This window comes from Oceanisphaera sp. (assembly GCF_052084945.1).
In the GTDB taxonomy this organism is placed as follows: domain Bacteria; phylum Pseudomonadota; class Gammaproteobacteria; order Enterobacterales; family Aeromonadaceae; genus Oceanimonas.
In genome coordinates this window covers 1-5,684 of record NZ_JBQDEX010000144.1, presented here as the reverse complement: position 1 = coordinate 5,684, position 5,684 = coordinate 1, and the positions used below count along the sequence as shown (strand labels likewise).

General features: G+C 46.4%; 6 protein-coding genes. 3 read left to right on the top strand and 3 right to left on the bottom strand.

The window, feature by feature from the left end; all coding sequences use genetic code 11:
* Positions 1–273 precede the first annotated feature (273 nt).
* Positions 274–1,401, top strand: coding sequence for a 1-acyl-sn-glycerol-3-phosphate acyltransferase (locus ACTHY5_RS11010; RefSeq protein ID WP_441879583.1), 1,128 nt, complete (start codon positions 274–276; stop codon positions 1,399–1,401).
* Between the two features lie 290 nt (positions 1,402–1,691).
* Here ACTHY5_RS11010 and ACTHY5_RS11005 read toward each other — a convergent pair whose 3' ends face one another.
* The 3 genes from ACTHY5_RS11005 to ACTHY5_RS10995 form a co-directional block, all read right to left on the bottom strand.
* On the bottom strand, positions 1,692–2,123 hold the full coding sequence (locus tag ACTHY5_RS11005) for a TIGR02444 family protein (protein WP_441879581.1): 432 nt from the start codon (positions 2,121–2,123) through the stop codon (positions 1,692–1,694).
* A 76-nt stretch (positions 2,124–2,199) separates the two neighbouring features.
* Entirely contained in the window at positions 2,200–4,104 is a 1,905-nt protein-coding gene (locus ACTHY5_RS11000; protein WP_441879579.1) for an ABC transporter ATP-binding protein, read from the bottom strand.
* 56 nt (positions 4,105–4,160) lie between these two features.
* Positions 4,161–4,826, bottom strand: coding sequence for a hypothetical protein (locus ACTHY5_RS10995; RefSeq protein ID WP_441879577.1), 666 nt, complete (start codon positions 4,824–4,826; stop codon positions 4,161–4,163).
* A 60-nt stretch (positions 4,827–4,886) separates the two neighbouring features.
* Here ACTHY5_RS10995 and ACTHY5_RS10990 point away from each other — a divergent pair, with 60 nt between their 5' ends.
* Complete coding sequence (locus tag ACTHY5_RS10990) at positions 4,887–5,087, top strand: YheV family putative zinc ribbon protein (protein ID WP_441879575.1); 201 nt, start codon at positions 4,887–4,889, stop codon at positions 5,085–5,087.
* A gap of 193 nt (positions 5,088–5,280) precedes the next feature.
* Positions 5,281–5,684 (top strand): FKBP-type peptidyl-prolyl cis-trans isomerase (locus tag ACTHY5_RS10985; RefSeq protein ID WP_441879573.1); only part of this gene is annotated, 404 nt, incomplete at its 3' end.

The window sequence follows — 5,684 nt, the reverse complement described above, 5'->3', positions numbered from 1 at the left end:
TGGCTGGAAGTGGGCTTTAAAGGTCTCGATGTGCATGAAGTTCTCCCCAAAAGAGTGTATAAGATCACAATGAATAGACCCCGTCAACTTGCTCACTATTTAGAATTAAAATTGCCTAAAAAACGTTCACGATCTCGCCCTGGGCGTTACTGACTGCTGCCAGCGTATTCATGATTTGGCGTTGAGCGACATTAGCAGGTACTCGTTACAGTTTAGCGCTAATGGGTGTAAAATCTCGGCGTTTTTGTTTTTTCTAACCTTAAGGTTGTCATAGTGTCAGACACGGATTTATTTAAAGATATTCGTCCCTATCGGGATGATGAAGTAGCAGATGCCATTCAACGTTTGATCCGCGACGATGAATTTATTAGTGCCATTGCCCATTATCGCTTTGCCGCGCTCTCTAATGTGGGGGGGCCGGTTATTAAGGCGTTAATTCGTCTGTATTTAAGCTGGCGCTGGCGCAAGCTACACACAGTGCGCGAAATTCAGCAAGAAGTGGCCAGCTACATGAACAATATGATTGGCAAAACCACCCAAGGTGTTACCTACTCAGGGCTAGATAAGCTCGACCCTAAACAGGGCTATTTATTTATCTCTAATCACAGAGATATTGCCATGGATCCGGCCTTTGTGAATTGGGGTTTGCACAGCAATGGCTTCAATACCGTGCGCATCGCCATTGGCGATAATTTATTGCGCAAGCCCTGTGCGGCTGAATTAATGCGACTCAACAAAAGTTTTATTGTCAAACGCTCCATGAAAGGCCCCCGTGAAATGATGAAAGCCTTTAGTGAGCTTTCAGCCTATTTGCGTCACTCGCTAGATGAACACCAGTCTATTTGGATAGCGCAAAAAGAAGGGCGAGCTAAAGATGGCTGTGATAAAACCGACCCCGCCATTCTTAAAATGTTTTATATGGAAGGCAAGCGTCAAAAAATCCCGTTTGCCGATTACATTAAAACGCTGAATCTTGTACCTGTGTCTATTGCTTATGAATATGATCCAGGTGATCAAGCCAAAGCACGAGAACTCTACGCCAAATCGGCATCGCAAGGGGCGTATGAGAAGCGGGAGTTTGAAGATGTAGAAAGCATAGTGCAGGGCATAGTCGGACAAAAAGGGCGGGTGCATGTAGCGTTTGGCGATCCGATACAAGGGGAGTTTGATAATGCTGATCAACTCGCAAGTGAGATAGATCGACAAATTTATACCAATTATCATTTATTTCCGACCAACTTATTAGCCGCCGGACAAACCCTAGACGATCATCAAGCTGACGCTCAAGCTTTTGCACAACATATAGCAGCCGTTCCCCCTGAGCTTAAAGACATTGTCTTATCCATGTATGCCAAGCCGGTTGAAAATAGCGCTAATGCGAAAGAGACCGCAACGAGTTAATTTAGAAGCTATACCATTCTGGAAAACTAGCAGATCAGGTTTTATGGCTTCTATAGGGGCGATTTCAATCGACTAAAAACCATAGCAAGGCCTAAAGAGGTCGAATAAATTCGACCCTACGCTCGGGGTAGATTGGTATAATCACAGGCGACGCCACCGACCATCACATGGATGTGCTTGTAGCGTGCCGGTGGAGTGGCTCCTTTATTCGGCTTTTACAGGTAATACCAACTGACGCTTATTTAGTATGTTTGGTATAAGATAGCTCAACATTGAGAGAGTGAGTGCTATTAACTGGCGAGTTTAAGTTGCCACAGCGGTGGGTCTGTTACCTGTAATTGGGTTAAGTAGCTGAATAAGCCGCCATAACCTTGAGTGGGAGGCGTGTGAGTTAATTGCTGTAGCAGCTCTTGCTGTTGCCAGCGCTCAAGCATGAGCTCATGTTGTAACAGGGCTAAGTAGTCATCGTTATCGAGCTTAGGCTTAAGTTGGCGGCGTAATACTCGCCATTGTTCAAACAGGTCGAGCTGATTGGCCAAAACTGTTCTAAAGCGTTCAGGCTCAGCAGTCATGCCCTGTGCTTCTAGCATGACCAGCAAGAGCAGTAAGTTGACATTGGCGCCGTACTCATCTTGTAATTGCAGGCAAGCTTGCGCCACCCCCGGTCGGCCATAATGTTGGCTGCTAAATTGCCAAAACTGATCAGCACTCGGTATCTTCATGGAATGTCACCTCGCATATTAAAATCTAGCGCCCGTTTCGAGCACTTAACTGACCACTGATGGCTCAAGCTTACGGCTACTCTGTAGGAGCTTCTAACAATTCTAGCTGCTCTTGTTGTTCTAGCCACTGAGCTTCGGTATCGGCCAGTTGTTGCTGTAGCGGAATTTGGGCTTTTAATAATTGCTGCAAATTCGCTTTTTGCTCGGCAGTATAAATATCAGGGTCGGCCAGTTGCTGCTCAATATCCGTCAATTGTTGTTGATATTGATCCATCTCTTTTTCAAGTTTAGTAATGGCTTTACGCAAGGGTTGAGTCAGTTGGCGCAACTCTGCTTGGCGGCGTTTTTCTGCTTTGCGATTGAGCGCCGAGTGCTCACCACTTGTATGGGTTGCTTGGGGTTGTTCAGCTTTGTCTTGGGCCATTAACCACTGGTGATAATCTTCAATATCTCCATCAAAAGGCTGAACTTTACCGCTATCTACTAAGTAAAACTCATCAGTAGTGGCGCGCAGTAAGTGTCTATCATGAGACACAATGACCATGGCGCCTTCAAAAAATTGCAACGCCATGGTGAGGGCTTCGCGCATATCTAAGTCAAGGTGGTTGGTTGGCTCATCCAGTAATAGCAAATTAGGTTTTTGATAAACAATGAGTGCTAATACTAAGCGCGCTTTTTCGCCCCCAGAAAAGGGCCCCACGGGATCATGAACTTTGTCCCCTTTAAAGTCGAAGCCACCTAAATAGTCACGCAAACTTTGTTCAGTGGCGCTGGGGTCTATACGCGATAAGTGCATTAATGGCGAGGAGTCTAGGTGCAAGCTTTCTAATTGATGCTGAGCAAAATACCCTAAAGCAATGCCGGGGTTGGCAACTAACTTGCCAGATAAAGGAGCTAACTCACCCGATAGCAGTTTAATAAAGGTGGATTTACCCGCGCCATTTCTTCCCAGTAGGCCAATGCGTGAGCCGGGCACCAAGTTAAGCTTAATGTCGGATAAAATAATATTATCACCATAGCCTGCTGATAACTTTTCCATGGTGATCAGCGGAATAGGCAAGCTGCTAGGGGCTAAAAATTTAAAAGTAAAAGGCGAATCCACCAAGGCTGGCAGTACCCGTTCCATGCGCTCCATCGCTTTGAGTCGGCTTTGCGCCTGCTTGGCTTTGGTGGCTTGATAGCGAAAGCGATCGACATAATTTTGCATATGGCTAAGTTCACGCTGTTGCTTTTCAAACATAGACTGTTGCAATACTAGCTTTTCAGCGCGCAAACGCTCAAAGTCAGAGTAGTTACCGCTGTACTCATTAAGCAGGCTATTCTCGACATGAATAATGCGATTAACCACCGCATCTAAAAAGTCTCTGTCGTGCGAGATTAATATCAGGGTACCCGAGTAGCTTTTTAACCATCGCTCTAGCCACATAACCGCATCTAAATCGAGGTGGTTGGTCGGCTCATCCAGTAACAGTAAGTCGGAGCGACAAATTAAGGCTTGAGCCAAGTTCAGGCGCATCCGCCAGCCCCCAGAAAAGGAGCTGACGGGGCGACTTTGTGTCTCGTTAGCAAAGCCTAAACCATGCAATAATTCGCCAGCGCGAGCATGGATATGATAGCCGCCATGGATCTCTAATTTGCCGTGCAGCTCGGCAATGGCAATGCCATCTTGCTGCTGTTCGGCCTGTTCTAGTTTGCGGCACAGTCTGCGATATTCTTTATCGCCATCAATCACATAATCTAGCGCTGAGCACGCTAATGCCGGTGTTTCTTGCGCCACGGTAGACAGCTGCCAGTCTGCAGGTAAAGAAAACTGGCCGGCATCTAGACTCAGTTCGCCTTTAAATAATGCGAACAAGCTTGATTTACCACAGCCATTTTTACCGACTAAGCCCACTTTATGGCCACCGTGAATAGTGGCGCTGGTGTCTTTAAGTAGCGGGCGTCCGCCTCTAAGGAGTTCTATTTGGCTGAGGGTAATCATAAGGCTCTATATTAGATTGATGGTGAAAGTTATTTTACCTGTTTTTAGCGCCAGTATCATCGCCCCTTGGCTAACCACTGGTCACAAGCTTGTTCAAACTCACTTACCGAGGACAATCCATGTTGTTGCACTAACTGCTCGAGCTTGGGAGTTTTGCTTAAGTCGCGCAAAATAAACAATAATGCACATTGTTGCTTTATTGTGTCTCTATCTGCATTAAACGTCTGTTTAAACTCAGGTTCTTGCTCAGGCGTTATATTAAAACCGCTGGGGTTATCGCTGATGCTTTGTAATAGCGCATTGGGGTTTTTTAGCTGTCTTGGTTGATGGCACAACAGCTCATCATGCAGCACTCGGCATAAACGGCCATAAGCCCCTTGCCAATCTTGTGCCGTTTGCCAATGAGCTAGGCGTGTGGCGCCAGCGGTAATTAACGCTGAATGAATACGACCCGCTTGGGTGGGCTGCACTAAGCGGGGAGAAAACGCCAGCTGGCTCACTTGGCTATTGGCAAAGCTGTGCCATGCAAAGAGGGTGTTTGCGGGCAAAAAAACGGCATCTTGGTTTGTTAAAGGGTAATAATGCCGGCCAAGCTGTAAAAGCCCGCCACCTTTATGTATAACCAATAATCGGCCTTTAAGGTGGCGCTGGCGTTTTCCGGGGCTTAAGTGAGCCAGCTCAAGAAGCTGGTAATCAATACTGTATTGGGCGCTTGTAGTCATTGTGATTGGTTCATTTTTGGCGGAGAATTCAAGAAAGGTTCGTTTTTAGGATGTAATACCATGGAAACCCGTCGTAAAAAGCGCTTTATTGCCGGAGCCGTGTGCCCCAGTTGTAGCGAAAGTGACTCTATGATGCTGTATCTCGAGCACGGTGTCGAGAAAGTAGAATGCGTCAGTTGTGGCCATACTCAAAGTCAAACCGATGACCAAGTGGCACAAGTGAGTCAGGGTGATGTAATCGGTATCTTTAAACCCGAGTAATCTTACCGATGGCCGTACGTTGTACGCCGACCGCTGTACGAAAAATCAAAATCGGTGTTTTCTTTGACGTAAGGCGTACCGCGCAGAACGTACCGCGTTTTTTAAGCTAGGCGCTGCTCTTCATCCGTGATGTATTTAAACCCGCTTTGGCATCCTGTATGCTAACCAGCAAATTTATAAATAGGTTAATTTAATGAGCATTACAGAAAACAAAGTCGTCACGCTCGACTTCGCTGTGACTAATGTGGAAGGGGAAACTCTTGACTCTACAGAAGATAAACAGCCGCTTGAATATTTGCACGGCACTGGATATTTAGTTCCTGGATTAGAGTCGGTACTGGATGGCAAAGCCGTTGATGAAGCCTTTGATGTGACCTTAACGCCAGATCAAGCCTATGGTGATCGCGACGATAACTTAGTGCAGTCTGTACCCGGTGAATTATTTGACGGTATGGAAGTGGCAGAAGGTGATACTTTTGTGGCCGAAACCGATGATGGTCATCGCCCTGTAACCATTGTTGAAGTGGCAGAAGAATACGTCAAAGTGGACGGTAACCATCCGTTAGCCGGTATGACGCTAACCTTTAAAGGGGTTGT

Coding starts and splice junctions, on each gene's coding strand:
- ACTHY5_RS11005 (WP_441879581.1), bottom strand. CDS start 2,123: ATGAAGATACCGAGTGCTGATCAGTTTTGGCAATTTAGCAGCCAACAT.
- ACTHY5_RS11000 (WP_441879579.1), bottom strand. CDS start 4,104: ATGATTACCCTCAGCCAAATAGAACTCCTTAGAGGCGGACGCCCGCTA.
- ACTHY5_RS10995 (WP_441879577.1), bottom strand. CDS start 4,826: ATGACTACAAGCGCCCAATACAGTATTGATTACCAGCTTCTTGAGCTG.
- ACTHY5_RS10990 (WP_441879575.1), top strand. CDS start 4,887: ATGGAAACCCGTCGTAAAAAGCGCTTTATTGCCGGAGCCGTGTGCCCC.